Annotated in this window: 33 protein-coding genes; all 33 read right to left on the bottom strand. The window is 44.6% G+C overall.

Going from position 1 to position 24660, the window contains the following annotated elements; translation table 11 throughout:
- Positions 1 to 6: 6 nt before the first annotated feature.
- Positions 7 to 765, bottom strand: a complete 759-nt coding sequence (gene map / locus ACIFSR_RS15565; protein ID WP_339205286.1) for a type I methionyl aminopeptidase — start codon at positions 763 to 765, stop codon at positions 7 to 9.
- Positions 765 to 1415 carry an adenylate kinase gene (locus tag ACIFSR_RS15560; protein WP_076271420.1) on the bottom strand — a complete coding sequence of 217 codons (651 nt, stop codon included), beginning with the start codon at positions 1413 to 1415 and terminating at the stop codon, positions 765 to 767. Before ACIFSR_RS15560 ends, map begins: the two co-directional genes overlap by 1 nt.
- Positions 1416 to 1506: 91 nt before the next feature.
- Complete coding sequence (gene secY, locus ACIFSR_RS15555; protein WP_076271421.1) at positions 1507 to 2808, bottom strand: preprotein translocase subunit SecY; 1302 nt, start codon at positions 2806 to 2808, stop codon at positions 1507 to 1509.
- Positions 2809 to 3249: a 50S ribosomal protein L15 gene (gene rplO / locus ACIFSR_RS15550; RefSeq protein ID WP_053373914.1), complete on the bottom strand. Its 441-nt coding sequence runs from the start codon at positions 3247 to 3249 to the stop codon at positions 2809 to 2811.
- A gap of 39 nt (positions 3250 to 3288) precedes the next feature.
- Complete coding sequence (gene rpmD / locus ACIFSR_RS15545; protein ID WP_076271422.1) at positions 3289 to 3474, bottom strand: 50S ribosomal protein L30; 186 nt, start codon at positions 3472 to 3474, stop codon at positions 3289 to 3291.
- A 13-nt stretch (positions 3475 to 3487) separates the two neighbouring features.
- Positions 3488 to 3985: a 30S ribosomal protein S5 gene (gene rpsE / locus ACIFSR_RS15540; RefSeq protein WP_054025314.1), complete on the bottom strand. Its 498-nt coding sequence runs from the start codon at positions 3983 to 3985 to the stop codon at positions 3488 to 3490.
- Between the two features lie 30 nt (positions 3986 to 4015).
- Positions 4016 to 4384, bottom strand: a complete 369-nt coding sequence (rplR, locus tag ACIFSR_RS15535; RefSeq protein WP_054025315.1) for a 50S ribosomal protein L18 — start codon at positions 4382 to 4384, stop codon at positions 4016 to 4018.
- 60 nt (positions 4385 to 4444) lie between these two features.
- Positions 4445 to 4987, bottom strand: a complete 543-nt coding sequence (gene rplF, locus ACIFSR_RS15530; RefSeq protein ID WP_076271423.1) for a 50S ribosomal protein L6 — start codon at positions 4985 to 4987, stop codon at positions 4445 to 4447.
- A gap of 31 nt (positions 4988 to 5018) precedes the next feature.
- Positions 5019 to 5417, bottom strand: a complete 399-nt coding sequence (gene rpsH / locus ACIFSR_RS15525) for a 30S ribosomal protein S8 (protein WP_053373909.1) — start codon at positions 5415 to 5417, stop codon at positions 5019 to 5021.
- Between the two features lie 30 nt (positions 5418 to 5447).
- Positions 5448 to 5633, bottom strand: coding sequence for a type Z 30S ribosomal protein S14 (locus ACIFSR_RS15520; protein ID WP_054025317.1), 186 nt, complete (start codon positions 5631 to 5633; stop codon positions 5448 to 5450).
- A gap of 26 nt (positions 5634 to 5659) precedes the next feature.
- On the bottom strand, positions 5660 to 6202 hold the full coding sequence (gene rplE / locus ACIFSR_RS15515; RefSeq protein ID WP_053373908.1) for a 50S ribosomal protein L5: 543 nt from the start codon (positions 6200 to 6202) through the stop codon (positions 5660 to 5662).
- Positions 6203 to 6233: 31 nt separating this feature from the next.
- The gene (gene rplX / locus ACIFSR_RS15510) at positions 6234 to 6587 is read right to left on the bottom strand and encodes a 50S ribosomal protein L24 (RefSeq protein WP_076271424.1); all 354 of its coding nucleotides are present in this window, start codon (positions 6585 to 6587) and stop codon (positions 6234 to 6236) included.
- A 46-nt stretch (positions 6588 to 6633) separates the two neighbouring features.
- Positions 6634 to 7002, bottom strand: a complete 369-nt coding sequence (gene rplN, locus ACIFSR_RS15505) for a 50S ribosomal protein L14 (protein ID WP_076271425.1) — start codon at positions 7000 to 7002, stop codon at positions 6634 to 6636.
- 47 nt (positions 7003 to 7049) lie between these two features.
- Positions 7050 to 7313: a 30S ribosomal protein S17 gene (gene rpsQ, locus ACIFSR_RS15500; RefSeq protein WP_076271426.1), complete on the bottom strand. Its 264-nt coding sequence runs from the start codon at positions 7311 to 7313 to the stop codon at positions 7050 to 7052.
- Positions 7314 to 7363: 50 nt separating this feature from the next.
- Positions 7364 to 7564: a 50S ribosomal protein L29 gene (gene rpmC / locus ACIFSR_RS15495; protein ID WP_053373905.1), complete on the bottom strand. Its 201-nt coding sequence runs from the start codon at positions 7562 to 7564 to the stop codon at positions 7364 to 7366.
- On the bottom strand, positions 7554 to 7988 hold the full coding sequence (gene rplP / locus ACIFSR_RS15490; RefSeq protein ID WP_028609647.1) for a 50S ribosomal protein L16: 435 nt from the start codon (positions 7986 to 7988) through the stop codon (positions 7554 to 7556). Before rplP ends, rpmC begins: the two co-directional genes overlap by 11 nt.
- A 2-nt stretch (positions 7989 to 7990) precedes the next feature.
- Positions 7991 to 8653, bottom strand: coding sequence for a 30S ribosomal protein S3 (gene rpsC, locus ACIFSR_RS15485; protein WP_054025321.1), 663 nt, complete (start codon positions 8651 to 8653; stop codon positions 7991 to 7993).
- 13 nt (positions 8654 to 8666) lie between these two features.
- Complete coding sequence (gene rplV / locus ACIFSR_RS15480) at positions 8667 to 9002, bottom strand: 50S ribosomal protein L22 (protein ID WP_076271427.1); 336 nt, start codon at positions 9000 to 9002, stop codon at positions 8667 to 8669.
- Between the two features lie 43 nt (positions 9003 to 9045).
- On the bottom strand, positions 9046 to 9327 hold the full coding sequence (gene rpsS / locus ACIFSR_RS15475) for a 30S ribosomal protein S19 (RefSeq protein ID WP_053373902.1): 282 nt from the start codon (positions 9325 to 9327) through the stop codon (positions 9046 to 9048).
- A 67-nt stretch (positions 9328 to 9394) separates the two neighbouring features.
- Positions 9395 to 10225 (bottom strand): 50S ribosomal protein L2, encoded by an 831-nt coding sequence (gene rplB / locus ACIFSR_RS15470; protein ID WP_076271428.1) that lies wholly within the window; start codon positions 10223 to 10225, stop codon positions 9395 to 9397.
- 17 nt (positions 10226 to 10242) lie between these two features.
- Complete coding sequence (gene rplW, locus ACIFSR_RS15465; RefSeq protein WP_054025324.1) at positions 10243 to 10536, bottom strand: 50S ribosomal protein L23; 294 nt, start codon at positions 10534 to 10536, stop codon at positions 10243 to 10245.
- Positions 10536 to 11159: a 50S ribosomal protein L4 gene (rplD, locus tag ACIFSR_RS15460; RefSeq protein ID WP_053373899.1), complete on the bottom strand. Its 624-nt coding sequence runs from the start codon at positions 11157 to 11159 to the stop codon at positions 10536 to 10538. Before rplD ends, rplW begins: the two co-directional genes overlap by 1 nt.
- A 28-nt stretch (positions 11160 to 11187) precedes the next feature.
- Positions 11188 to 11811: a 50S ribosomal protein L3 gene (gene rplC, locus ACIFSR_RS15455; protein ID WP_076271429.1), complete on the bottom strand. Its 624-nt coding sequence runs from the start codon at positions 11809 to 11811 to the stop codon at positions 11188 to 11190.
- Positions 11812 to 11852: 41 nt separating this feature from the next.
- Complete coding sequence (gene rpsJ, locus ACIFSR_RS15450) at positions 11853 to 12161, bottom strand: 30S ribosomal protein S10 (RefSeq protein WP_017692074.1); 309 nt, start codon at positions 12159 to 12161, stop codon at positions 11853 to 11855.
- A gap of 551 nt (positions 12162 to 12712) precedes the next feature.
- The gene (locus tag ACIFSR_RS15445) at positions 12713 to 13507 is read right to left on the bottom strand and encodes an ABC transporter ATP-binding protein (protein WP_339205289.1); all 795 of its coding nucleotides are present in this window, start codon (positions 13505 to 13507) and stop codon (positions 12713 to 12715) included.
- Positions 13507 to 14421, bottom strand: coding sequence for an ABC transporter permease (locus ACIFSR_RS15440; RefSeq protein WP_339205290.1), 915 nt, complete (start codon positions 14419 to 14421; stop codon positions 13507 to 13509). The genes ACIFSR_RS15445 and ACIFSR_RS15440 overlap by 1 nt, the downstream gene beginning before the upstream one ends.
- A 98-nt stretch (positions 14422 to 14519) precedes the next feature.
- The gene (locus ACIFSR_RS15435; protein WP_430058096.1) at positions 14520 to 15563 is read right to left on the bottom strand and encodes an ABC transporter substrate-binding protein; all 1044 of its coding nucleotides are present in this window, start codon (positions 15561 to 15563) and stop codon (positions 14520 to 14522) included.
- A 306-nt stretch (positions 15564 to 15869) separates the two neighbouring features.
- Positions 15870 to 17060, bottom strand: a complete 1191-nt coding sequence (gene tuf / locus ACIFSR_RS15430; RefSeq protein WP_076271433.1) for an elongation factor Tu — start codon at positions 17058 to 17060, stop codon at positions 15870 to 15872.
- 115 nt (positions 17061 to 17175) lie between these two features.
- Positions 17176 to 19251, bottom strand: a complete 2076-nt coding sequence (gene fusA / locus ACIFSR_RS15425; protein WP_339205292.1) for an elongation factor G — start codon at positions 19249 to 19251, stop codon at positions 17176 to 17178.
- A 29-nt stretch (positions 19252 to 19280) separates the two neighbouring features.
- A complete protein-coding gene (gene rpsG, locus ACIFSR_RS15420; protein ID WP_028609662.1) occupies positions 19281 to 19751 on the bottom strand; it encodes a 30S ribosomal protein S7 in 471 nt (156 codons plus the stop codon).
- Between the two features lie 66 nt (positions 19752 to 19817).
- The gene (gene rpsL, locus ACIFSR_RS15415) at positions 19818 to 20240 is read right to left on the bottom strand and encodes a 30S ribosomal protein S12 (RefSeq protein WP_054025332.1); all 423 of its coding nucleotides are present in this window, start codon (positions 20238 to 20240) and stop codon (positions 19818 to 19820) included.
- Between the two features lie 256 nt (positions 20241 to 20496).
- Positions 20497 to 20727, bottom strand: coding sequence for a ribosomal L7Ae/L30e/S12e/Gadd45 family protein (locus ACIFSR_RS15410; protein WP_339205293.1), 231 nt, complete (start codon positions 20725 to 20727; stop codon positions 20497 to 20499).
- A 246-nt stretch (positions 20728 to 20973) separates the two neighbouring features.
- Positions 20974 to 24600 carry a DNA-directed RNA polymerase subunit beta' gene (gene rpoC / locus ACIFSR_RS15405; RefSeq protein ID WP_076271436.1) on the bottom strand — a complete coding sequence of 1209 codons (3627 nt, stop codon included), beginning with the start codon at positions 24598 to 24600 and terminating at the stop codon, positions 20974 to 20976.
- Between the last annotated feature and the right edge of the window lie 60 nt (positions 24601 to 24660).

Raw genomic sequence — 24660 nt, 5'->3', positions numbered from 1 at the left:
GTCATACTATGGTTGCTGCGGCAAAATGGTCAATATTTCAAAGCCGTCCTCTGTAACAGCTACTGTATGCTCGAAATGAGCACACCATGAGCCGTCTTCCGTTACAACCGTCCAATTGTCTTCGAGCGTCCGGACATATCGTTCACCGATATTAACCATTGGTTCGATTGCAAGCACCATTCCGGTCTTCAGACGAGGTCCGCGATCTGGTATGCCGTAGTTCGGTATTTGTGGTTCCTCATGGAGGTCCGCGCCGATTCCGTGCCCTACGTATTCCCGTACTACGGAGAATCCTGCATCTTCAATTACCTTTTGAATAGCATGCGAAATTGTATATAGCCTAATATCCGGTTTGACGAGCGCAAGCCCCGCATAAAGCGATGCTTCCGTCACATCGAGCAACTTCTGAACTTCAGGGGTTACAGCTCCTACCGCATAGGTCCAAGCTGAATCACCGTGATAGCCTTCAAATTGCGCACCGATATCGATACTAATTATATCGCCTTCGTTCAACTTGCGTGACCCAGGGAAGCCGTGCACCAGCTCATCATTCACAGAAGCACAAATGCTGGAAGGGAAACCATTGTAACCTTTGAAGGAAGGAATCGCATTTTGACTCTTAATGTACGTTTCAGCGATTTGGTCAAGCTCACGAGTAGTGATGCCTGGTTTCACAGCCTGCGCCATCAATCGATGCGTTTCCGCAACAATGCGTCCTGCTTCCCTCATATAACGCAGCTCCGATTCGGATTTGCATATAATCATTACAATGAACCTCGCAAGCAGGAAACGATGTCTGATGTTACAACATCAATGTCCTTCTCGCCGTCGACTTCGCGAAGGAGACCTTTAGCACTGTAGTAATCGAGTAGAGGTGCGGTTTTGGATGTATACTCATCCAAACGAGTTCCGACCTTTTCCTCTGTATCATCAGAACGCTGATACAATTCTCCGCCGTCTTTGTCGCAGATACCTTCGACCTTAGGTGGATTAAAGATTACATGATAAGTCGTACCAGTCGTTTTCGATATGCGTCTGCCCGTCAAACGAGCAAGCAGCAAGCTGCGATCAACTTTTAAATTTACAACATGGTCAATACTGCGTCCGAGCTCCGCAAGCATAACATCAAGTGCTTCTGCTTGCTGCAGTGTGCGAGGAAACCCGTCGAGCAAGAATCCATTTTTGCAATCGGCTTGTTCAAGTCTTTCCTTTACAATGCCGTTCGTGATCTCATCGGGAACGAGCAAGCCTTGATCGACATACTCTTTCGCTTTGATTCCAAGTGCGGTTCCTTGTTTCATAGCGAGGCGGAATGCATCACCAGTGGAAATGTGGGGAATACCGAACTCTTCTACGATCCGTTCAGCTTGTGTACCTTTACCGGCACCCGGAGGGCCCATGAATAAAATGTTCATTGCTGAGTTCCTCGCTTTAAGCACAATAGGCTCGGGCGGGCTGCCGCAGAGCGCCTGTTGACGAACGCGGAAGCCCGGTCAGAACCTATTGTTATTTATTGATAAACCCTTTGTAATGGCGTTTGATCAACTGGCTCTCGATTTGCTTCATCGTATCAAGTGCAACACCGATAACGATTAGTAATGAAGTACCACCTAGCTGCACTGACTTAGGTAATCCAGCAAGTGTCCCGAAGAATACCGGAATGATTGAGATAACGGCCAAGAAAATTGCACCTGTCAACGTAATACGCGACATAACGCGTGTTAGGTAAGACGAAGTTGGCTTTCCTGGACGAATACCTGGAATATATCCGCCATTTTTCTTCATTTGATCGGCCATTTGAACCGGATTAATCTGAACGAAAGTGTAGAAGAAGGTAAACCCGATGATTAACAATACGTACAATACCATACCAAGCGGCTGGTCATAGCTCATATTCTTAATAATCCAGTCTGCCCAACCCTGAGTGGACCAAAACTGAGCAATCGTAACCGGGAACATGATGAGTGAAACCGCGAAAATGACCGGAATAACGCCTGCGCCGTTCACTTTCATCGGAATGTGCGTCGATTGTCCGCCGTACATTTTCCGTCCAACAACACGTTTTGCGTATTGAACAGGAATTTTACGAATACCTTGCTGTACGAATATAACACCGACGATGATTGCGATAATCGCAATCAGAATCAGTACCATTTTGATAATGTTCAGGAACAGTTGGTCTTGAGCACCTACGAACTGATCTTCGACGATCGTACGAATGTGTCCAGGAATACCAGCTGCGATTGCTGCAAAGATAAGAATGGAAATACCATTTCCGATTCCTTTTTCCGTAATTTGCTCACCCAGCCACATCAAGAAAGCAGTACCTGCTGTCAAGATAATAGCGATAAGCAAGTAATCAACGAATGTTGCGCCAACGATCATTTCATAACCGTATTGACGGTTAAAGCCGATCGCTGTTGCGAAACCTTGGATCATACCAAGAACAATCGTACCATAACGAGTGATTTGTGCGAGCTTACGTTTACCGTTCTCGCCTTCCTTTGCCCACTCAGCAAATTTCGGGATAACATCCATAGACAACAACTGTACGATAATCGACGCTGTAATATATGGGGTAATTCCGATTGCAAAGATAGAGAATTGGAACAAAGCACCGCCGGAAAACGTGTTAAGCAAGCCGAACAGTTCCGAACCGGCTGTATTAACTTGCTTAAACACATCTTTGTTTACATCAGGTACCGGAATAAAAGCACCGATGCGGTATATTAATAGGATGAAAAGGGTGAAGAGGATCCTTGTACGAAGATCCGCCACTTTCCAAATATTGGACACGGTCTTGAACAATTAGATCACCTCGGTTTTACCGCCGGCAGCCTGGATTTTCTCTACCGCAGATTGAGAGAACTTGTTTGCTTTAACAGTAAGTGTAACGCTAACTTCACCATTACCCAAAATTTTGATTCCTGCGAGCGGGTTCTTAACGATCCCAGTCTCGATGAGAACTTCTGGAGTGACTTCAGTACCTGCTGCAAAAGCATTTAGCTCTTCAATGTTGACAATTGCGTACTCTTTGCGGAACGGGTTGTTAAATCCGCGTTTCGGCACTCGACGATACAAAGGATTTTGTCCGCCCTCGAAACCAGGACGAACGCCGCCGCCGGAACGAGCGTTTTGACCTTTGTGACCTTTACCGGCGGTTTTACCGTTACCGGAACCGATACCGCGACCTTTGCGCTTTGGCGCTTGGGTTGAGCCCGGTGCTGGTGCTAGCTCATGCAATTTCATCGTTCGTGCACCTCCTTATTTAATTCTTAGAACAGCTATCTATTCTTGTACTTCTTCAACTTTTACCAAGTGACTAACAGTGTTAACCATGCCGCGGACAGCTGGGCTATCGTTCAAAACAACTGCTTGACGAATCTTCTTAAGACCGAAAGACTCAACCGTTGCACGTTGTTTCTCGTTGCGACCGATTAAACTGCGAACGAGGGTGATTTGCAATTTTGCCATCTTATTTCCCTCCTTAGCGTAACAGCTCTTCGACTGTTTTTCCACGAAGCTTAGCAACTTCTTCCACGCGTTTAAGACGGGAAAGACCTTCAAGCGTTGCATTAACCATATTCATGGAGTTCGAAGAACCTAGCGATTTCGTCAAGATGTCGCCGACACCAGCAAGTTCAAGTACTGCACGAACTGGGCCGCCAGCGATAACGCCAGTACCTTCTGAAGCTGGCTTCAAAAGAACTTCACCTGCACCGAAATGTCCGAGTACAAGATGGGGAATAGTCGTGCCAACGATTGGTACGTGGATCAGGTTTTTCTTAGCATCTTCAATACCTTTGCGGATTGCATCAGGTACTTCGCCTGCTTTACCGATCCCTGCGCCAACGTAGCCTTTACCGTCGCCGACTACTACTAGTGCACTAAAGCTGAAACGGCGTCCGCCTTTTACAACTTTAGATACGCGATTGATATTAACAACTTTTTCAGTCAGTTCTAACGTATTTGGATCTACACGCAAGTCGTTTAACCTCCTTATAAATAAAGTCGATTAGAATTCTAGGCCAGCTTCACGAGCTGCTGTAGCAAGTGCCTGAATTCTGCCGTGATACAAGTAACCGCCGCGATCAAATACTACTTGGGTTACACCCTTAGCTTGAGCGCGTTTCGCAATCAATTCTCCGACTTTGCTAGCTGCATCGATGTTACCACCGTTGCCAATTGCTTCAGTCAATTCTTTATCCTGTGTGGATGCAGAAACGATTGTTACTCCTGAAACATCGTCGATTAATTGAGCATACATATGCTTGGAGGAACGGAATACAGATAGACGCGGACGTGCAGCTGTACCGTTAATTTTTTTACGAACACGAAGGTGTCTTTTCAGACGAGCCTTGTTTTTGTCGCCTTTCGTAATCATACAAAGTTCACTCCTTTCTTTCAGCCTTAAGACGCTATCTTAAGCAAACGAACCGTTTGCTTATTTTTTCTTACCAGCTTTACCTTCTTTGCGGATGATGCGTTCGCCTTCATACTTGATACCTTTACCTTTATACGGTTCTGGTTCACGTACGGAACGAATTTTCGCTGCAGTTGCGCCAACTAGTTCTTTATCGATACCACGAACAGTAATCTTAGTGTTCGCAGGAACGTCGAACTCGATGCCGCTATCTGGAGTGATCTCAACTGGGTGAGAGTAACCAACGTTAAGTGTGATTTTGTCTCCAGTTTTGCTTGCACGGTAACCTACGCCAACTAGCTCCAAGTTTTTGGAGAAGCCTTCAGTAACGCCGCTCACCATGTTAGCGATGATGCTGCGAGTTGTTCCGTGCAACGAGCGATGCAATTTATTATCGGAAGGACGTTCTACTAGGATTTCAGTTTCAGTTACATTCACAACCATATCTTTGTGAATTTCACGGGAAAGTGAGCCTTTCGGTCCTTTTACAGTAATAACTGTGTTGTCCAAGCTGATTGTTACGCCGTTAGGCACTTGGATTGGTTTGCGACCAATACGGGACATTGTTACACCTCCTATCTTTGTGACTTGTTACTTACCAAACGTAGCAAACTACTTCGCCGCCAGATTTAACTTGGCGAGCTTCTTTATCAGTCATAATCCCTTTGGAAGTGGAAATAATTGCAATTCCAAGTCCACCGAGTACACGAGGGATTTCAGTTGATTGTGTATAAACGCGAAGGCCTGGTTTTGAAATACGTTTCAAGCCAGTAATAACGCGTTCTTGGTTAGGGCCGTATTTCAAGAAAATACGGATAATCCCTTGTTTGTTGTCTTCGATATATTCAGCGTCGCGGATAAAACCCTCGCGCTTCAAAATCTCAGCGATTTGCTTCTTCATTTTCGAAGCGGGCATTTCCACGGTCTCGTGACGAACGACATTCGCGTTACGAATACGCGTCAACATATCTGCAACCGGATCAGACATAACCATTGTGTTAACCTCCTTCCCAAACTAGGCTGATTACCAGCTTGCTTTTTTAACGCCAGGAATCTGGCCCTTATGTGCTAACTCACGGAAACAAATCCGGCAAACTTTAAACTTTTGCAAAACAGAATGCGGACGGCCGCAACGCTCACAGCGCGTATACGCGCGCACTTTAAATTTCGGTGTGCGTTGTTGCTTCACTTTCATCGAAGTTTTTGCCACTGGGTATTACACCTCCTAAAAGTGGATTACTTCGTAAACGGCATGCCCATTTGGGTCAGCAGTTCACGAGATTCTTCGTCCGTTTTTGCCGTCGTGACGATGACGATGTCCATACCGCGCACTTTATCGACTTTGTCGTACTCGATCTCTGGGAATATCAATTGCTCTTTCAAACCAAGCGTATAGTTACCGCGGCCATCAAAAGCTTTGTTTGATACACCGCGGAAGTCACGTACACGCGGAAGAGAAATGTTGAACAGTTTATCAAGGAAATGGTACATACGCTCACCGCGCAAAGTAACTTTAACCCCGATTGGCATGTTCTCACGAAGCTTAAAGCCTGCAATAGACTTCTTCGCACGAGTAACGACTGGTTTTTGACCGGAAATGATACGTAGTTCTTCAACAGCTACATCAAGGATTTTCGAATTGGAAACCGCTTCGCCTACCCCCATGTTGATAACTACCTTCTCAATTTTCGGCACTTGCATAACAGACGTATAGTTGAACTTCTGCATAAGAGCAGGAGTTATTTCGTTTAAGAAACGACCTTTCAATCTTGCTGCCATTGATCATGGACCTCCTTTCCTACCGTAACGATTAGTCGATTACTTCTCCGGAACGTTTCGCGATCCGAACTTTCTTGCCGTTGTCTAGCACTTTGTATCCGATACGTGTTACTTTACCGCTCTTCGGATCGATATGCATAACGTTTGATACGTGAATTGGTGCTTCTTGTTCGATAATACCGCCCTGTGGATTAGCTTGTGATGGACGAGTATGTTTCTTAACAGTATTTACACCTTCTACAAGAACGCGATTTTCACGCGGGTATGCAGCGATAACGCGGCCCTTCTTACCTTTATCTTTACCGGTAATTACGATAACCGTATCGTCTTTTTTCACGTGCAATTTGTTGTTATGGGATTCGAGTACTTTTTTCAGCCTTGGCATGAGTTACACCTCCTGCACGCTTGTGCTTTCAAGCTTATATAGGTTGTTAGATTACTTCTGGAGCAAGCGATACGATTTTCATGAAATCTCTATCGCGAAGTTCACGGGCAACTGGTCCAAAGATACGTGTGCCACGTGGGCTTTTGTCTTCTTTAACGATAACAGCTGCGTTTTCGTCAAATGCGATGTACGAACCGTCTTTACGACGAACCGAACGTTTTGTACGAACGATAACCGCTTTAACAACGTCACCCTTTTTGACAACGCCGCCTGGTGTTGCTTGTTTTACTGAGCAAACGATCAAATCGCCGATGTGTCCAACGCGACGACCCGTTCCACCAAGTACACGGATACACATCAATTGTTTTGCGCCAGAGTTGTCAGCAACCGCTAAGCGCGAAAATGGTTGAATCATTTCAACGTCCTCCTTTCGGAAAAATGCTCAGATACTGCATACGCTCATTAGATAATTACAGCAACTTCAACAACTTCCACAAGTCTGAAGCGCTTATCTTTCGATAGCGGACGAGTCTCCATGATTTTCACGATGTCGCCAATCTTCGCTTGGTTATTTTCATCGTGCGCCTTAAATTTTTTCGTAACTTTAATGCGTTTATGGTACAATTCGTGTTTTTTATATGTTTCAATAGCAACTACGATTGTTTTATCCATCTTGTCGCTTACCACTTTGCCAATTAACACTTTGCGGGCATTGCGTTCGCTCATGTTCTTCCTCCTTCCTTCAGCCATGATTATGCATTCATGTAAGGGATTTACTAGCTGCTAATTCCGAGTTCTCTTTCACGCAAAATCGTTTTAGCACGAGCGATTCCTTTACGCACATCACGGATCCGAGTCGGGTTATCCAATTGGCCAGTAGCCAGTTGGAAACGAAGATTGAAAAGCTCTTCTTTAAAACCAGCGACCTGTTGTTCAAGCTCAGCAGAGGTTAGGTTTCTAAATTCACTAGCTTTCATTTGCTTCACCACCCACTTCTTCACGCTTCACGAATTTAGTCTTGATTGGCAATTTATGAGCCGCAAGACGCATCGCTTCACGAGCGGTTTCTTCGGATACACCAGCAAGTTCAAACAGGATTTTACCTGGTTTAACTACGGCTACCCATTTCTCAACGTTACCTTTACCACTACCCATACGCACTTCAAGAGGCTTTTGAGTAATAGGTTTTGCAGGGAAAATCTTGATCCAAACTTTACCGCCACGTTTGATGTAGCGAGTCATAGCGATACGAGCCGCTTCAATCTGACGGTTTGTGATCCATGATGGTTCTAGAGCTTGTAGACCGAATTCACCGAATGCTACTGTAGTGCCGCCTTTAGCGCGACCCTTCATATGACCGCGTTGTTGTTTGCGGTGTTTGACACGTTTAGGTACCAACATGATTAGTTGCCTCCTTCCTGGGGAGCTTTCTTCTTAATCGGAAGGACTTCGCCGCGATAGATCCATACTTTAACGCCGATACGGCCGTATGTTGTAGCCGCTTCAGCCGTGCCATAATCGATATCTGCACGTAGTGTATGAAGTGGTACTGTTCCTTCGCTGTAGCCTTCCGAACGTGCGATTTCCGCGCCACCGAGACGACCGCTAACTGCGGTTTTGATCCCTTTAGCACCTGAACGCATGGAGCGTTGAATTGCTTGCTTCAATGCGCGACGGAAAGATACACGACGCTCAAGTTGTTGTGCAATGCTTTCAGCTACAAGAATAGCGTCAAGATCTGCATGTTTGATTTCAGAAATGTTGATGTGAACTTTTTTGCCTTTAGAAATTTTACCAAGCTCAGTACGTAGGTTTTCTACCTCAGAACCGCCTTTACCAATAACCATACCTGGTTTTGCGGTTTGAATCGTAACGTTCACGCGGTTAGCTGCACGTTCGATCTCGATGTGAGAAACTGCTGCGTCTTTCAGCTTGTTTTTCAAATATTCACGGATTTTAACGTCTTCCATAAGAAGATCGCCGAAATCTTTGCCAGCGAACCATTTGGACTCCCAATCACGGATAACACCGACCCGGAAGCCTATTGGATTTACCTTTTGACCCACACGTATTCCCTCCTTATTTTTCAGATACCACCAAGGTAATGTGGCTGGTTCTTTTATTGATCCGGCTTGCGCGACCCATCGCACGTGGACGGAAACGTTTCATCGTTGGCCCTTGGTTAACAAAGGCTTGCGAGATAACCAATTTGTTCACGTCAAGCTGGTAGTTATGCTCAGCGTTAGCAATCGCAGAGTTCAACAGCTTCTCCAAAATTGGGGATGCAGACTTAGGCGTGTGACGCAAAATCGCGATTGCTTCGCCAACTTGTTTACCGCGAATCAAATCCGCAACAAGCTGTGCTTTACGAGGTGCAATACGAATATATTTAGCGTGCGCTTTAGCTTCTGGCATGTAGGAACCTCCTCTCGTTCAGTTAGAGATGTTTAAGGGCAAATTAACGTCTGCCCGTTTTTTTGTCTTCACCGGCATGGCCTTTATACGTACGAGTTGGTGCAAATTCACCAAGCTTGTGTCCAACCATATCTTCCGTTACATATACAGGCACGTGCTTGCGTCCGTCATATACCGCAAACGTGTGACCTATGAATTGTGGGAAAATGGTCGAGCGGCGGGACCAGGTTTTGATAACGACCTTTTTCTCAGCTTCGTTCAATACCTCGACTTTTTTAAGCAGGTATCCGTCAATAAACGGACCTTTCTTTAAACTGCGACCCATTTGTGTTCCTCCCTTCAAATAAGCGGTAGCGATACTTTCGTATCACGCGGTTTTTATCAAGCAGCTATTATTTCGTGCGACGACGAATAATGTATTGGCTTGATGCTTTTTTCTTCTTACGTGTTTTGTAACCAAGAGTTGGTTTACCCCATGGTGACAACGGAGATTTACGTCCGATTGGAGCACGGCCTTCACCACCACCGTGTGGGTGATCGTTAGGGTTCATGACAACACCACGTACAGTAGGACGATTGCCTAACCAACGGTTACGGCCGGCTTTACCGATTTTCACGAGTTCGTGATCTTCGTTACCAACAGAACCAATTGTTGCACGGCAAGTGTTCAAGATACGACGAACTTCACCTGAAGACAAACGAACGGATACATAGTTTTCTTCTTTACCAAGAAGTTGAGCACTAGTACCAGCTGCACGAACAAGTTGTCCGCCTTTGCCTGGTTTCAATTCGATGTTGTGGATAACTGTACCGACAGGGATATTAACAAGCGGCATTGCATTGCCGGGTTTAATATCAGAGCCTACTCCAGATACCACTTGATCTCCAACTTTCAAACCTTTAGGAGCGATGATATATGCTTTTGCACCATCAACATAATGGATCAAAGCGATGTTGGAAGAACGGTTTGGATCATACTCGATCGTAGCTACGTTACCAACGATACCGTCTTTAGTACGTTTGAAGTCGATGATACGGTATTTACGTTTGTGTCCGCCGCCATGGTGACGAACCGTAATTTTACCTTGGTTGTTGCGTCCAGCTTTTTTGAAAAGTGGAGCAAGCAACGATTTCTCCGGTGTACTTGTCGTGATCTCTTCGAAAGTCGAGACCGACATGTTACGACGTGCAGGAGAGGTCGGTTTGTACTTTTTAATAGGCACTTTGATTTCCTCCTTTTCTAAACAGACGTTTCAAAGAATTCAAGTTCTTTGCTATCAGCGCTCAATTGAACGATGGCTTTTTTCCAATCCGGTCTGTATCCGCTATGTTTACCATAACGTTTCGGTTTACCCGCAACACGCATTGTGTTAACGCCGGTTACTTTTACTTTAAAGATTGATTCAATCGCAAGTTTGATTTCAGTTTTGTTTGAACGAAGATCAACTTCGAAAACATACTTTTTATCAACCATGTAATCGCTCGTACGTTCCGTGATAACCGGGCGCTTGATAATATCGCGTGGATTTTTCATTACGCAAGCACCTCCTGTACTTTCTCTACTGCTTCTTTAGTGATGATAAGGTTGTCATGCACCAAAACATCCAGAACATTGATGCCGTCAGCTGCAACGAACTTCACACCTGGGATGTTACGAGCAGACAATGCTACGTTATCTTCATAATTAGCCGTTACTACAAGAGCTTTGCGGCCAACTTTAAGGTTGCTTAGAATTGCTGCGAATTCTTTCGTCTTAGGAGCTGCAAATGTCAGTTGATCCAAAACGATAATCTCGTTTGCAATCACTTTCGAAGACAATGCTGATTTAATCGCTAGACGACGAACTTTCTTAGGAAGTTTGAAGCCATAAGAGCGTGGAGTAGGTCCGAAAACCACACCGCCGCCAACCCATTGCGGGGAGCGAATACTACCTTGACGAGCACGGCCAGTACCTTTTTGTTTCCAAGGTTTACGACCGCCACCACGTACTTCGGAGCGTCCTTTAGTTTTGTGATTGCCGAAGCGTTCAGATGCTTGTTGATTAACAACAGCACTGTGCAAAACGTGAACATTTGGTTGAATTCCGAAAACCGTTTCAGCCAGTTCAAGTTCGCCCACTTGCGCGCCACTCACGTTATATACTGTTACTTTTGGCATTTCCTGTTCCTCCTTTCTTTAAGATCAATTATTTCTTAACAGTTTGCTTAACTTTTACGAATCCGTTTTTCGGGCCCGGAATCGAACCTTTTATTAGAAGAACGTTACGTTCTACATCTACACGGATAACTTCAAGCTTTTGAATCGTAATTGTTTCGTGACCCATATGTCCTGGAAGGCGTTTGCCTTTCGGTACACGGTTCGCTTGGATAGAACCCATCGAACCTGGTCCACGGTGGTAACGGGAACCGTGAGACATAGGACCCGTGCTTTGTCCCCAACGTTTGATAACGCCGGCAAAGCCTTTACCTTTTGAAATACCTGTTACGTCAACGAATTCGCCTTCTGTGAATAGGTCAGCTTTAACTTCTTGGCCAACTTCATAATCACCTAGATTAATTCCGCGAATTTCACGAACGTAGCGCTTAGGTGTTGTGTTAGCTTTTTTAGCGTGACCAGCTTCTGGCTTGTTCGATCTGCTCTCCTTCTTATCGGAGAAACCGAATTGAACTGCTTCGTAGCCATCGTTTTCTTGGTCTTTCTTTTGAAGTACTACGCAAGGTCCAGCTTCGATAACCGTTACAGGAACGACATTACCTTCAGCAGTAAACACTTGAGTCATACCAAGTTTTTTTCCTAAGATACCTTTCATGTTGACACCTCATTTCCTTTCTATAATCGCATATGCTGATATTACAGTTTGATTTCGATATCTACACCGGATGGTAAATCCAGGCGCATCAACGCATCAACCGTTTGCGGCGTTGGGTTTACAATGTCGATCAAACGCTTATGAGTGCGTTGTTCGAATTGCTCCCTAGAATCCTTGTACTTGTGTACCGCACGGAGAATGGTGATGATTTGCTTTTCCGTTGGCAACGGAATCGGCCCGGATACGCCTGCACCGGAACGTTTTGCAGTTTCAACGATTTTCTCTGCGGATTGATCAAGAATCCTGTGATCGTATGCTTTCAAGCGGATACGAATCTTTTGCTTTGCCATATAAGTCCCTCCTTCTTTCGCCCAATTTATTATCGGACATACTCCGTGAGAAAACCCTGCACATGCCCCATGGCAAAGGGGCCGGGTGTGTCGGCAACCTCTCACATCATCGCAACGTCAGACCAACAGTCAATATTATACCGAATCTAATAGGCAAATGCAACATAAAGTTTCTTCTTTCTTTATACCCTCATACAACTGCGGAAAGATCGTCAATAATGCATTGCAATCTATCCTTACATTCGCCCATTATGTCCCTTATTACAAGTATCTAGTACACTATCATTATAATAACGGACTTAATGGGCGCTATATGATTATATACATCATCCGGATGAAAATACACCACCAAATAACGCCAACCTTCACATTTACAAAAAAAACACGCAGCGACCACATGTCGCTGCGTGTTTTCCTTCTATAATAACAGAGTTGAAGTGAAGTATCCGCAGGCTCTGATTCTACTTGTTTAGAAGGTGCAGGCAGCTATGACTTTTCTAACAGAGCTGCACACTCTCCATCCAACACTTCATATTCAGAGTTATAACGCCCTAACCAAGTACGATACGATCATCCGCAAGTTTCTTTCCACTTATCAACTCAAACTCACCTAGCAGTTGTTGTACAGTAAGATCCTTTTTGCGTTCTTCTGGTACATCAAGTATAATCCGGCCTTTGTCCATCATAATAAGTCGATTGCCTAGGCGTATAGCCTGCTCCATATTATGAGTAACCATAAGCGTGGTCAAATTCATCTCGCGAACTAGGTTTTCCGTTAAAGTCGTAATGAGCTCCGCTCTTGAAGGATCAAGCGCTGCCGTATGTTCATCAAGCAATAAGATTTGCGGTCTTGTAAAGGTAGCCATTAATAGGCTTAACGCTTGGCGTTCTCCACCTGACAATAAACCCACCTTTGCCCCAAGTCGATTTTCGAGACCTATACCGAGGCGCTGCAGCTCTTTCTTAAAAATGGCACGTTTTGCGCGTGTTACACCAAAGGAAAAACCACGTGACTTTCCACGAGCATAAGCTATCGCTAAATTTTCTTCAATGGACATACGTGGCGCTGTTCCTGCCATCGGATCCTGAAATACTCGGCCAATCCAGCGGCTGCGCTCATATTCCGATAGATGACTTATATCGTTGCCGTCAATTCGCACTTCGCCCGCGTCCGGCTTCATCACGCCGGATATAATGTTCATTAATGTAGATTTGCCTGCTCCGTTACTACCGATAACCGTAATAAAATCGCCTGGCTTCATAATAAGATTGGCACCTACGAGCGCTGTCTTCTCATCAACGGTACCAGGATTAAACAGCTTGGACACTTTAGCGATCTCCAACATTAGCGTCCACCTCCAGGTTGAATATTATCCAAGGATGCCAGCATTTCTGCCGTTCGTCTTTTGGCTATATTCTTTTGCTTCCATGTTCTTCTTATCGTAGGTATGATCAATGCAAAAATGATAATTACTGCTGTAATAAGCTTCATATCAGAAGCATCCAACCATTCAACACGTAGTGCAAATGCATAAATAATTCGATAAATAATCGAACCAAGTATAACAGCCAAAGTTGCTCTAAAGATTGTGCGGGATCCGAATATCGCTTCACCAATTATTACGGATGCAAGACCAATAACGATCATTCCAATACCCATGCTATTATCCGCATATTTATTGTAATGTGCGACTAATGCACCTGAGGTTGCAACTAGTGAATTCGACAAAGCTACGCCAAAAATCGTCGTAACATCTGTATTTGCACCAAAGCTGCGAATCATTCGAGAGTTATCCCCAGTTGCACGAAGACTCAATCCGAGATCCGTTCGGAAAAATAGATCGAGAACCAACTTAACCACAACGACAAAAATGATCATAACAACTAATGTGGATACATTACTAAATAGATTTTCCTGTCCCCTTAAGGAAACGTTTGGTTTTCCCAAAATTCTTAAATTGATTGAATACAGTGCTATCATCATAATAATGCCTGACAATAGTCCGTTTATTTTACCCTTTGTATGGAGTAAGCCTGTACATGTACCCGCTATAGCCCCACCTGCAAATGCACACAATACCGCAATCCATGGAGCTGTTCCATTAACCGTCATAACCGTACCGATAGCTGCGCCTGTTGTAAAGCTGCCATCTACCGTCAAATCCGGAAAATCAAGAATTCGAAACGTTATATATACTCCAAGTGCCATAAGCGCATACAATAATCCACTCTCTAAAGCTCCCTGCATTGATACGAGCATATGACATACCTCCTTTTTCATAACAAGGGGGTGAACGAGTAGCCCGGTCACCCCTTTTGAACTTATGAGCCTATTATTTTTAGCAAATGAATTTTAATTTACTCGATAATGTTGTTTGCTTGATCTTTAACGAATGCTTTCATCTCGTCAGTAACTGTAATGCCTTGCTCAGCTGCTGCTTTCAAGTTGAAAATGAAGTCAAGCTTCTGTGGCACTGTAACATCCATGTCTGCTGGTTTTTTACCATTTTTCAAAATCTCTACTGCCATTTGACCAACTTCATAACCATGATCGTAATATTTGAAGCCTACTGCCGCAAAAGCACCTTTTTCTACCGTATCACGGTCAGCAGAGAAGAATGGAATATCATTTTTATTAGCCACTTCAATAATAGCATCAACGCCGCTAACAACCATATTATCCAAAGTGATGTAGATAGCTTCTACACGGCCAACTAGTGATTCTGCCGCTTGTTTAACATCTGAAGAGTTCGCTACCGAAGCTTTAACGAGCTTAATGCCATGTTCAGCAAGTGCCTTTTCAGCAATGTCGCCCATTACAACCGCATTTGGTTCTCCTTCATTAATAACAAGGCCCACATTTTTTACATTAGGAAATTGAGCAGCGATAAAATCCATCGTTTTTTTAATGGCATCTGGATTCGTATCAGAAGCACCAGTAACATTTCCTCCTGGAGCTTTCAATTGTGTAACGATTCCTGCATCAATTGGATCTGTAACTGCAGCGAATAATACAGGGATGTCCTTGACTTCATCAGCCAAGCTTTGTGCAGTCGGAGTTGCAATTCCTAATGCAAGGTCACTTTTACTTGATTTAATCTTTTGTGCAATTGTAGCAATATTCGCTTGCTCACCTTGCGCATTATTGAAGTCGATTTTAAGATTTTTGCCTTCTTCAAATCCACCATCTTTTAGTGCTGCAATAAAGCCTTCGCGCGTTGCATCCAATGATGGGTGCTCAACAATTTGTGAGATCGCGATCGTATACTGTTTCTCACTGTTGCCTGAGCCCGATTTATTTCCTTCGTTCTCTGTGCCTGCTTTACCTGAGTTTGCACCACATGCTGCTGTTACTACCATAACTGAAGCTAATACCAAGCTAAGTATAAATTTTCTGTTCATTCTTCAAACCCCTCTCATCATATAAATTCTCTTGTAATGAAGCCGTTTGCAAAAAAACATGTACAGCAAAGCATTATCGCTTTCTATCATTAAAGCCTATGTCGGTGCGGAATGACTTCAATTAATAAGTGAAGGACAAGCTCTACCTACTATTCCTTAATATTAAATGGGCTTAAGGCATACAGTCAATGAATAGTTATTTGTAAAATTAAGTAAGAAGCCCTATTGACCGTTTTAATTAGAAAAATAAAAAGCCCTCACCGAAGTGAGGGCTTTTGTCATTCATAGCGGCTAAGCCGCAATGAATTATTTTTGGATAGAAGCTACAGCGCCAGCGCCTACAGTACGGCCGCCTTCACGAATAGAGAAACGAGTTCCCTCTTCAACAGCGATTGGAGCGATAAGCTCAACCGTTACAGTGATGTTGTCGCCAGGCATAACCATTTCAGTACCTTCTGGCAAGTTGATGATACCCGTTACGTCAGTTGTACGGAAGTAGAACTGTGGACGGTAACCAGTGAAGAAAGGCTTGTGACGGCCACCCTCTTCTTTAGTTAGAACGTAGATTTGAGCAGTGAAGTTAGTGTGTGGTTTAACCGAACCCGGTTTAGCCAAAACTTGACCACGCTCGATGTTGCTGCGGTCTACACCACGAAGCAAAGCACCTACGTTGTCACCAGCTTGAGCGGAGTCAAGCAATTTACGGAACATTTCAACGCCTGTTACTACGGACTTACGGGATTCTTCAGCAAGACCGATAATTTCGATCTCGTCGCCAACTTTGATAACGCCACGCTCAACACGACCTGTAGCAACAGTACCACGGCCAGTGATTGTGAATACGTCCTCGACAGGCATAAGGAAAGGCTTAGCAGTATCGCGCTCAGGAGTAGGGATATAAGTATCCACTTGCTCGAAAAGCTCGATGATTTTTTCAGCCCAAGGACCATCTGGGTTAGCAAGTGCTTCACGAGCTGCACCACGGATGATTGGAGTGTCGTCGCCTGGGAACTCATACTCAGAAAGAAGGTCACGAACTTCCATTTCAACTAGCTCAAGAAGCTCTTCGTCTTCAACCATGTCGCATTTGTTCAAGAATACAACGATGTAAGGTACGCCTACTTGTTTCGAAAGCAAGATGTGCTCACGAGTTTGTGGCATAGGGCCGTCAGTAGCGGAAACTACAAGAATAGCTCCGTCCATTTGAGCAGCACCAGTGATCATGTTTTTTACATAGTCGGCGTGACCTGGGCAGTCAACGTGTGCGTAGTGACGAGCAGGCGTCTCATACTCAACGTGAGCTGTCGAGATCGTGATACCACGCTCGCGCTCTTCTGGAGCTTTATCGATTTGGTCGAATGCGATTGCTGCACCGCCGTATTTTTTGGAAAGTACAGTTGTGATAGCTGCAGTCAAAGTCGTTTTACCGTGATCGACGTGACCGATAGTACCGATATTAACGTGCGGTTTGTTACGTTCAAATTTTGCCTTAGCCATTGAACTTGAGCCTCCTCAATTTAACATCATATTTTTTATGTGTGGCCGACATTTGGCTCGCAAGCAAACCAAAATGACGGCAAAAGCAATTTGTTGAGCGCTAGTCCAAAAACGATTACTCGCCTTTGTTTTTAGCAATAATCTCATCAGAGATTGATTTTGGAACTTCTTCATAGTGAGAAAGCTCCATGGAGAATACGCCGCGTCCTTGTGTACCGGAACGTAGTGTAGTGGAATAACCAAACATCTCGGAGAGAGGTACCTTGGAGCGGATAATTTGTGCACCTGCACGAGTATCCATACCTTCGATACGACCACGACGGGAGTTAAGCATACCCATAACATCGCCCATGTACTCTTCTGGAACAGTAACTTCAACTTTCATGATTGGCTCAAGAAGAACTGGCTTACATTTTTCTTTGGCAGCTTTAAGCGCCATCGAACCTGCAATTTTAAACGCCATCTCCGAGGAGTCAACATCATGGTAAGATCCGTCAACAACAACAGCTTTAACATCAACGAGCGGGAAGCCGGCTACAACACCGTTCTTCATTGACTCTTCGATACCAGCTTGGATTGGAGCGATAAATTCACGAGGAATTGATCCACCAACTGTTTTGTTTTCGAATATGAAGCCTGTACCAGGCTCAAGTGGTGAAAACTCAACCCAACAATGACCGAATTGACCTTTACCACCGGACTGACGAACGAACTTACCTTCAACCTTCGCAGCTTGACGGAACGTTTCACGGTAAGCAACTTGTGGTTTACCAACGTTTGTCTCAACTTTGAATTCGCGGAACATACGGTCAACAAGGATCTCAAGGTGAAGCTCACCCATACCAGAGATAATTGTTTGGTTTGTTTCTTCATCCGTATGTGCACGGAAAGTAGGATCTTCTTCAGCAAGCTTGGAAATAGCGATACCTAGTTTGTCTTGGTCAGCTTTCGTTTTTGGTTCGATAGCAACCGAGATAACCGGCTCAGGGAAGTTCATCGATTCAAGAACGATGATGTGCTTCTCATCACAAAGTGTATCACCAGTAGTAGTATCTTTCAAACCTACAGCTGCAGCGATATCGCCGGAATAAACTTCCGTGATCTCTTGACGGCTGTTTGCGTGCATTTGAAGAATACGTCCAATACGTTCACGTTTGCCTTTTGTTGAGTTAAGGACATACGAACCGGATTTTAGTACACCAGAATACACACGGAAGAAAGTAAGTCTACCAACATAAGGGTCAGTCATGATTTTGAATGCCAAAGCCGCGAAAGGCTCTGTGTCTGAAGATGGACGTTCTCCTTCTTCACCGTCTTCAAGAGTACCTTTGATAGCTGGTACATCAAGAGGTGAAGGTAGGTAATCCACAACAGCATCCAACATCGGCTGAACACCTTTGTTACGGTATGAGGAGCCAGCTACAACTGGGAAGATTTTAACTTCGCAAACACCTTTACGGAGTGCTGCTTTAATTTCTGGAATAGTGATTTCTTCACCTTCCAAATATTTCATCGTTAATTCTTCATCCAATTCTGCTACTTTCTCAATCAATTCCGTACGTAGTGCATCTACTTGCTCTACATACTCAGCTGGAACTTCAACTTTTTCAGGGTCTTTACCAGTATCGTCTTTGTAGATATAAGCTACACGTTCAACGATATCGATAATACCTTTAAAGTCGCTTTCCGCGCCGATTGGAATTTGAATTGCTACGGCATTGGCACCAAGACGCTCACGCATGTCTTTGATTACGTTTAGGTAATCTGCACCAATGATATCCATCTTGTTTACGTAGGCAATCCGAGGTACGTTGTAACGGTCAGCCTGACGCCATACGGTTTCAGACTGTGGCTCAACGCCTTCTTTTGCACTGAAAACCCCAACGGCCCCGTCCAATACGCGTAGGGAACGTTCAACTTCAACAGTGAAGTCAACGTGTCCCGGGGTGTCGATAATATTAATGCGGTGTCCATGCCATTGAGCAGTCGTCGCGGCAGACGTAATTGTAATACCGCGCTCTTGTTCTTGTTCCATCCAGTCCATCGTAGCTGCACCTTCGTGCACCTCTCCGATTTTGTGAGTACGGCCCGTGAAGAACAAAATCCGTTCAGTAGTTGTGGTTTTACCGGCATCAATATGCGCCATAATCCCGATGTTACGCGTATTTTTCAAGGAGAACTCTCTTGACATAAAATTGTCTCCTCTCGAATGTAAAAATTCTACCAGCGGTAGTGAGCAAACGCTTTGTTCGCTTCAGCCATTTTGTGAGTATCTTCGCGCTTTTTAACAGCTGCGCCAGTGTTATTGGAAGCATCTGTGATTTCAGCAGCTAAACGCTCTTCCATCGTTTTCTCACCGCGGTTACGTGAGTAGTTCACGAGCCAACGGAGACCAAGTGCCGTACGGCGCTCTGGTTTAACTTCGATCGGCACTTGATAGTTTGCACCGCCGACACGGCGTGCTTTAACCTCAAGTACAGGCATAATATTTTTCAAAGCAGCTTCGAACACTTCCATCGGATCTTTACCCGTGCGTTCTTGAATCAGTTTGAAAGCATCATACAATAGTGTTTGTGCAACGCCTCTTTTACCGTCAAGCATAATGCGGTTGATTAGGCGCGTTACCAGTTTGCTATTATATAGCGGATCTGGAAGCACATCGCGTTTCGTTACAGGACCTTTGCGTGGCATGAGAAAGTCCCCCTTTCTTCTAATAGTTGCTATTTCTAGCATTTCAATAACCTGTTAAGGTTATGATTATGATTTTTTAACTTTCGGACGTTTCGTACCGTATTTCGAACGAGCTTGCATACGGTTGTTTACACCTGCAGTATCAAGTGCACCGCGAACGATGTGATAACGTACTCCTGCTAAGTCTTTTACTTTACCACCACGGATCAAAACTACGCTATGCTCTTGCAAGTTGTGTCCGATACCTGGAATGTAAGCCGTAACTTCTAAGCGGTTCGTTAAACGAACACGAGCATATTTACGAAGTGCGGAGTTCGGTTTCCTTGGAGTCATTGTACCTACACGAGTGCACACACCGCGTTTTTGAGGAGCGCTGATGTTTGTAGCTTCACGTTTCAATGCATTGAAACCTTTTTGCAATGCCGGCGATTTCGATTTAACGACTTTCGCTTGGCGTCCTTTACGGACTAGCTGGTTAATAGTTGGCATGTTGCCACCCCCTTCCCTATATTCATGTCTTTTGAAAATATAAGCATTTATAAAGAAGTTGTTTATAAATCAACTTATATTCTTTCGCGTAAGCGGGCTCTTCCCACCAAAAGACGGCAATAGCTGTTTACGCATGTATGGTAGACATTTTACCTAAAATTAAGCCCACAGATCCAGGCGGATCATAAAAGAACAAACAAAAGTTCTCGCCAGCTAATCATCGCTAAATAATCAACTAACAAAAACGGCTATTGCGTTATTCTTCTTCGGTTACGAGCGCTGCCATCGCGGCCCCGACATCGATGCCGCAGGTTTCCCCAAGCTCTATCATCGTGTCGATCCATTTCATTGGAACTCCCGCCCGCTCACATAGATGAACAATCTTCTCTTTCATCTGCGGATCTGCATCTCGTGCGATATAGACTTTAATGGCTCTTTGTTGCTCGAGCATCTTCGTCGTTTGCTTCGCGCCGACTTTGAATTGCATGATAATCACCTTCAATTCTTCCATTCAGCGAACACACAATTAGGCACACTTCGATATAGTATCACCTACTATGTGCTTGTGTCAAGAACCTTCTAGGATAATCACTTGTAAACTTTTTGTAAATGAATCTCATACTGTAAACATATAAAAGAGCGGTCATCTTCCGCTTCCAAGGAAACGGAAGATGTGACGCTCCTTCGATATTAGTTAGTATCCGGTTTTAAGAACATAATCTCTTCAAGCCGACTAGTCGACTGTTACAGCTTCTGTTTCTAGTTCGCCTTCAACTGCAGTAGTTGTTTCATCTTCAAGTCCAGCAAAACGAATGTTACGATAACGGGCCATTCCAGTACCTGCTGGAATCAACTTACCGATAATAACATTTTCCTTGAGTCCAAGCAACTGGTCAACTTTGCCTTTAATAGCTGCATCAGTCAATACACGAGTTGTTTCTTGGAAGGAAGCTGCTGACAAGAACGAATCTGTCTCAAGCGATGCCTTCGTAATACCGAGCAAAACTGGTTTTGCAACAGCTGGTTCGAGATCTGCGAAAATCGCAGTGCGGTTTTGAGCTTCATATTCATGAATATCAACGAACGCACCAGGAAGCAACGTTGTGCCGCCTGCATCTACGATACGAATTTTACGGAGCATTTGTTTAATCATGACCTCAACGTGCTTGTCATTGATTTCTACCCCTTGATTTCGGTAAACGCGCTGTACTTCTTGCAAAATGTAGTTTTGAACGCCACGGATACCTTTGATACGCAGCATATCTTTAGGGTCAATTGAACCGTCAGTCAGCTCATCGCCGGCTTCGATTTGTTGACCTTGCGTTACGCGGATACGCGAACCATAGGTAACAGCATACACTTTCGATTCCGCTTCACCTTGAACCTCGATTTCACGACGGTCCTTAGCTTCACGGATTTCTTTAACCACACCGTCAAGCTCAGAAATAATCGCTTGACCTTTCGGATTACGCGCCTCAAACAACTCTTGGATACGCGGCAAACCTTGTGTGATATCATCTCCCGCAACGCCGCCCGTATGGAACGTACGCATTGTGAGCTGTGTTCCTGGCTCACCGATGGATTGAGCTGCGATAATACCTACCGCTTCCCCAATCTCAACATGTTTACCAGTTGCAAGGTTACGTCCGTAACAGATCTTACATACGCCATGACGAGCACGGCAGCTTAGTACGGAACGAATTTGCAGTTTTTCAACACCAGCGTCGATAATTGCATCCGCTTTGTTAGAGTCAATCAACTCACTGCGGTTAACAATAATCTCGCCTGTTTTTGGATTACGAACCGTTTCAAACGCATAGCGGCCTTCAATACGGTCATAAAGATCTTCAATAACCTCTTTACCGTCTTGAATTTTGCTTACAGAGAAGCCTTTATCGGTACCGCAATCTTCTTCACGTACGATTACGTCTTGTGCAACGTCAACAAGTCGACGAGTCAAGTAACCGGAATCGGCAGTACGAAGGGCAGTATCGGCAAGACCTTTCCGCGCTCCGTGAGTAGAAATAAAGTACTCGAGTACTGTAAGACCCTCGCGGAAGTTCGATTTAATTGGCAACTCGATGATACGACCGGATGGATTGGCCATCAAACCACGCATACCGCCAAGCTGTGTAATTTGAGATTTGTTACCCCGTGCTTTGGAGTCCACCATGAGCATGATGTTGTTGTAACGATCCATCGATTTCATAAGAACTTCGGTGATCTCGTCTTTACATTTACCCCAAATTGTAATGATCCGGTCATAGCGCTCTTCGTTTGTAATCAAACCACGACGGTATTGATTCATAACGGTAGCAACCTTCTCATCGGAGCGCTTCATGATTTCGTCTTTCTCTTTCGGAATGATAACGTCAGCTACGCCGATCGTAATACCAGCCTTAGTTGAGTAAGTGAAACCAAGTTGCTTAATGCGGTCAAGAAGCATCGCAGTAAGCGTAGTGTGGTATTGGCGGAAACATTCTGCAATAACTAATGCAAGATAGTCTTTACCTACCGCACCAGGCGTTTCGATTGCATCCAAGAATTTAGGAAGATCTGCGCCTTTTTCGTAAACGAAATATTTATCTGGTGTACCGTGCAATAGGTTCGTTTTCGTTGCTTCGTTGATATAAGGGAAATCTTCAGGGAAAATTTCGTTGAAGATGACTTTACCAACTGTCGTAACGAGTAACGAGTTTTGCTGCTGCTCGGTGAAGTTAACTTTTTTAAGCACACGAACCGGAATGAAAATTCTGGCGTGCAAGGAAACAATACCACGTTGGTAAGCAGAGATCGCTTCGTTAATGGTACCAAATACGGAACCACTGCCTTTAGCCTCTTTGTTATCCATCGTCAAGTAGAAGCTTCCTAGTACCATATCCTGTGAAGGAGTAACGACCGGTTTGCCGTCTTTCGGGTTAAGGATATTGCCTGATGCAAGCATTAGCAAACGTGCTTCTGCTTGTGCTTCAGCAGACAACGGAACGTGAACGGCCATTTGGTCACCGTCGAAGTCAGCGTTGTAAGCTGTACATACGAGTGGGTGAAGCTTAATTGCGCGACCTTCAACCAAGATAGGTTCAAATGCTTGAATACCTAGTCTGTGAAGCGTCGGGGCACGGTTAAGCAATACTGGGTGCTCCTTGATTACTTCCTCAAGAACATCCCATACCTCAGGGCTAACGCGTTCAACCTTGCGCTTCGCACTCTTAATGTTATGTGCTAGGCCTTTATTAACAAGCTCTTTCATTACGAAAGGCTTGAACAATTCTAGTGCCATTTCCTTAGGAAGACCGCACTGGAACATTTTGAGGTTTGGACCTACTACGATAACCGAACGACCAGAGTAGTCAACCCGTTTACCGAGCAAGTTCTGACGGAAACGTCCTTGCTTACCTTTCAGCATATGGCTGAGGGATTTAAGCGGACGGTTACCCGGACCTGTAACAGGGCGACCGCGACGACCGTTATCGATCAATGCGTCAACCGCTTCTTGCAGCATCCGTTTTTCATTTTGCACGATAATATCAGGAGCGCCCAGATCAAGCAAACGCTTCAGACGGTTGTTACGGTTAATAACACGACGATACAAATCATTGAGGTCAGAAGTCGCAAAACGACCGCCATCAAGTTGTACCATCGGACGAAGCTCAGGAGGGATGACAGGAAGCACGTCTAGAATCATCCATTCCGGTTCGTTGCCGGAATTGCGGAATGCTTCTACCACTTCAAGACGTTTGATCGCACGATTGCGTCGTTGTCCTTGAGCAGTACGCAGTTCTTCTTTCAATTGCTCCAATTCTTTGTCAACGTCGATATCTTGCAAAAGTTTTTTAACAGCTTCGGCACCCATACCAGCATGGAATCCATACCCGTATTTCTCACGGTAGCTGCGGTATTCTTTCTCCGATAGAAGTTGTTTCTTCTCAAGTGGGGTATCACCTGGATCCGTTACGACATAGGATGCAAAATAAATGATCTCCTCAAGCGAACGAGGTGACATATCAAGTGCAAGGCCCATACGGCTTGGAATCCCTTTGAAGTACCAAATATGAGAAACTGGAGCTGCTAGCTCGATGTGACCCATACGTTCGCGGCGAACTTTAGCGCGAGTTACTTCAACGCCACAGCGATCACAAACGACACCTTTATAGCGTACACGTTTGTATTTACCGCAATGACATTCCCAGTCTTTTGTAGGTCCAAAAATTTTCTCGCAGAAGAGTCCTTCCTTCTCCGGTTTTAAGGTCCTATAGTTGATCGTCTCCGGTTTTTTAACTTCTCCGCGGGACCACGAGCGAATTTTATCCGGCGAAGCCAGACCTATCTTCATATACTCGAAGTTGTTCACGTCCAACAAGGAGCAACCCTCCTCCGTCATGTATGACAATGTCTATCTAATCAGCTAGATTCCGTCATA

It is taken from the genome of Paenibacillus sp. NRS-1760 (assembly GCF_050467785.1).
Lineage (GTDB): Bacteria > Bacillota > Bacilli > Paenibacillales > Paenibacillaceae > Pristimantibacillus.
This window is presented reverse-complemented; position numbering and strand designations above follow the sequence as displayed.